This is a genomic window from Rhizobacter sp. P3_B12 (assembly GCF_056402895.1).
The window spans coordinates 1-3,301 of the sequence record NZ_JBFUGN010000700.1 but is presented as its reverse complement, the minus strand read 5'-3'; the positions used below and the strand labels follow the sequence as shown (position 1 = coordinate 3,301).

4 protein-coding genes are annotated in these 3,301 nt (G+C 72.9%); 1 reads left to right on the top strand and 3 read right to left on the bottom strand.

The genetic code is table 11. The features are described from left to right. Positions 1–82: 82 nt before the first annotated feature. From AC1D01_RS26445 to AC1D01_RS26435, 3 genes are read right to left on the bottom strand one after another with little or no spacing between them, the layout of a single operon-like run. On the bottom strand, positions 83–748 hold the full coding sequence (locus AC1D01_RS26445) for an ABC transporter ATP-binding protein (protein ID WP_477871667.1): 666 nt from the start codon (positions 746–748) through the stop codon (positions 83–85). Continuing rightward, on the bottom strand, positions 745–1,683 hold the full coding sequence (miaA, locus tag AC1D01_RS26440) for a tRNA (adenosine(37)-N6)-dimethylallyltransferase MiaA (protein WP_477871665.1): 939 nt from the start codon (positions 1,681–1,683) through the stop codon (positions 745–747). The genes AC1D01_RS26445 and miaA overlap by 4 nt, the downstream gene beginning before the upstream one ends. A gap of 24 nt (positions 1,684–1,707) precedes the next feature. Next, positions 1,708–2,922, bottom strand: coding sequence for a multidrug effflux MFS transporter (locus AC1D01_RS26435; protein WP_477871663.1), 1,215 nt, complete (start codon positions 2,920–2,922; stop codon positions 1,708–1,710). 156 nt (positions 2,923–3,078) lie between these two features. Between AC1D01_RS26435 and AC1D01_RS26430 the strand changes: the two genes are divergently transcribed. Then, positions 3,079–3,301, top strand: a 223-nt coding sequence (locus AC1D01_RS26430) for a DUF6627 family protein (protein ID WP_477871661.1), incomplete at its 3' end; no start/stop codon positions are given.

Genomic DNA, 3,301 nt, shown 5'->3' with positions numbered 1-3,301 from the left:
ACCGCGAGCAGCGCAGCCAGATTGCGCCACGGGTGGTGCCGCAGCTCCGGCCAGGACAGGTGGCGCAGCAGCGACAGCACGGTCAGCCGCTCATGCCGGTGGGCGTCAGCGTCAGCACGCGGTCGGCCCGCGCCGCTGCGGCGCGCGAGTGCGTCACCAGCACGCAGGCGGCGCCCTGCTCGCGCACCTGCGACGACAGCAGGTCCATCACCCGCTCGGCGGTGGCCGGGTCGAGGTTGCCGGTCGGCTCGTCGGCCAGGATCAGCTGCGGCCGGTGCACCAGCGCGCGGGCGATCGCGACGCGCTGCAACTGCCCACCGGACAAGGTCTGCGGCAGCCGCGCGCCGAGCCCGTCGAGGCCGACGGCTTTCAGYAGGTCGGCCACGCGGGCGTCGTCGGGCCGGTGCTGCAGCAGCRGCGGCAACCCGACGTTGTGCGCCACCGTCAGGTGCGGCAGCACGTGGAAGGCCTGGAACACGAAGCCGAGGTGGGCGCGGCGGAACAGCGCCTGCTGCGTGTCGTCGAGCGCGGTGATCTCGGTGCCGGCGATGTGCACCGAGCCGGCGTCCACGGTGTCGAGGCCGGCCAGRCAGTTCAGGAAGCTCGATTTGCCGACGCCCGATTCACCGAGCACCGCGACGAACTCGCCGGCCGCCAGCGCCAGGTCGACGCCGGCGAAGACCGGCGTGTCGCCATAGCGCTTCGCGAGCCCGCGAACGTCGAGCAACGGGCTCACCGCCGCACTCATGCCACCAGTCGCAGCGCGCACTCGACCGCGCGCTCCGTTGCATCCGGCGCGTCGCAGGCGATCACCTGCCGCTGCGGCATGCCGCGCAACCAGGTGATCTGCCGCTTCGCGAGCTGCCGCGTCGCCGCGATGCCGCGCTCCGGCAGTTCGCTGAGATCGTCCTCGACCAGCGCCTCCCAGGCCTGYCGGTAGCCGACGCAGCGCATCGACGGCATGTCGGCGTCGAGGTCGCCGCGCGCCTCCAGCGTGCGCACCTCGTCGACCAGGCCGTCTTCGAGCATCTGGTGGAAGCGGGCCTCGATGCGCTGGTGCAGCCAGGCGCGGTCGGTGGGCTCCAGCGAGATCAGCGGCGGCAGTTCGCGTGCCGGCTTCTCGCTATGAAACGACGAGATCGGCTGGCCGCTGACGCGGTACACCTCCAGCGCGCGCTGGATGCGCTGCTGGTCGCCCGGCTGCAGCCGCTTGGCGGTGACCGGGTCGACACGCTGCAGCTCGCGGTACAGCGCATGCAGGCCCTCGCGCTCGCACTGCGCGTCGAGCGCGGCGCGCACCGCGCGGTCGGCGGCGGGCATCGCGTCCAGCCCCTCGAACAGCGCCTTGAAGTACAGCATCGTGCCGCCCACCAGCAGTGGCAGGTGGCCGCGCGCATGGATCTCGGCGATCAGCCGTTCGGCGTCGCCGACGAAGCGCGCGGCCGAGTACGCCTCGCTCGGCTCGATGATGTCGATCAGGTGGTGCGGCACCACCGCGCGCTCGGCGGCGCTCGGCTTCGCGGTGCCGATGTCCATGCCGCGGTAGACCAGCGCCGAGTCGACGCTGATGATCTCGACCGGCGTGCCGCGTGCGGCCAGGGCCTGCGCGATCGCGAGCGAGGCGGCGGTCTTGCCGGAGGCGGTGGGGCCGGCGAGGCAGAGGTAGTTCAGGGATGCGGTCATCGGGAAAGGTTCGTCTTGGATTCTTCAGGCGGCCTGCGTGGCCGTGGCGGCAGGCCGCGGCGGCTCGCCATGCCGCTGCACCAGCGTCCAGGCGACGGCCGCCACGCCGATGCTGCACAGGCCGATGCCGAGCGTCAGCGGGTAGACGGTGCCGTCCAGGTGCTTGCCGAGCCACAAGCCGACGGCGAGTGCGCTGAGCGTCATGCCGAAGCCCGACAGCGAGGCGGCGGTGCCGGCCTTCTCGGGGAACGGGCCGACCGCGCCGGCCTGCCCGCAGGGTTGGTGGATGCCGTGGCCGATCGCGTACAGCCACTGCGGCAGCACGATCGCCCACACCTCGTGCACGCCAGCCAGGCTGAGCGCGGCCATCGAGAGGCCGCCGCCGAGCGTGAAGCCTCCGCCCACCGCCACCGCGCGCCGCAGGCCGTGCGAGCCCAGCAGGCGCCGGCACAGCAGCGTGCCCAGCGTGTACGCGAGCGAGTTGCTGAGCATGATCACGCCGTAGCCCACGCGCGAGGTGCCCAGCACCTCGATGAACACGAACGACGAGCCGGCCAGCAGGAAGAACAGCCCGCCGTAGGTGAACGCCGACAGCGCGGCCCAGGCCTGGAAGGTCGGGTGGCGCACCACGCTGCCCCAGTTGCGCAGCAGCGGGCCGAGCCGCGTCGCGCCGGTATTGCGCGCCGGCACCGTCTCCTCGAAATGCCAGGCGATGAAGGCGAGCGTCAGCGCGCCGAACACCGCCGGCGCCATCAGCGCCGCATGCCAGCCCAGGTGCTGCGCGAGCAGGCCGCCGATCACCGGGCTGGCCATCGCGATCACGCCCAGGCCGGTCAGTGCGCGCGACATCACGCGTGCCCCCTCGTGCGGCGCGTACAGGTCGCGGATGATCGAGCGGCCGCAGGTCACCGCTGCCGCCATCGCCGCGCCCTGCAGCGCGCGCCACCACACCAGCCAGCCGATCGACGGCGCGAGCGCGCTCAGCACGCTGGCCACCGTGTACAGCGCGAGGCCCGCCAGCAGCACCGGCCGGCGGCCGAAGCGGTCGGCCAGCGGCCCGCACACCAGCTGCGCGACGCCGAAGCAGATGATCAGCGCCGACAGCGTCAGTTGCGCCGCCGACACCGGCGCCTCGAGCGCGCGGGTCAGCATCGGCAGTGCCGGCAGGTACAGGTCGGTCGTGACCGGCTGGATCCCGAGCAGCAGGATCAGCGAGAGCACCACGACGGCAGGGCTCATCGAATGGCGGGAGGAGGTCACGGGAAAGTGCACGGGGAGGGTGCGCAGGGAATGCAAAGGCAGAGCCTATCAGGCTCGCGTGCCGTGGATTCCCAACCCGCGGGCCGGCTTGCTACGATGGCCTGTCGCGCCCACCGGCGCCGCCGGAGATCCTGCATGCGCCGCGCCACCCCCGTCCTGTCCTCGGTCCTGTCCTTCGTCCTGTCCGCCAGCCTGGCCCTCACCGGCCTGCCGGCGCATGCGGTGACGATCAGCGCCGAGCAGGTCGCCGAGAGCGAGGGCATCGCGAGCGGCGCCGCGCAGCGCGAGCGCCTGCTGGCGGCGCTGGAGCGCGAGGACGTGGCCCGCGTGCTGGCCGAACGCGGCGTCGACCTCGACC

Bases quoted from the DNA above. Each gene is read 5' to 3' on its own strand.
- AC1D01_RS26435 (WP_477871663.1), bottom strand. From the start codon at position 2,922: ATGAGCCCTGCCGTCGTGGTGCTCTCGCTGATCCTGCTGCTCGGGATC.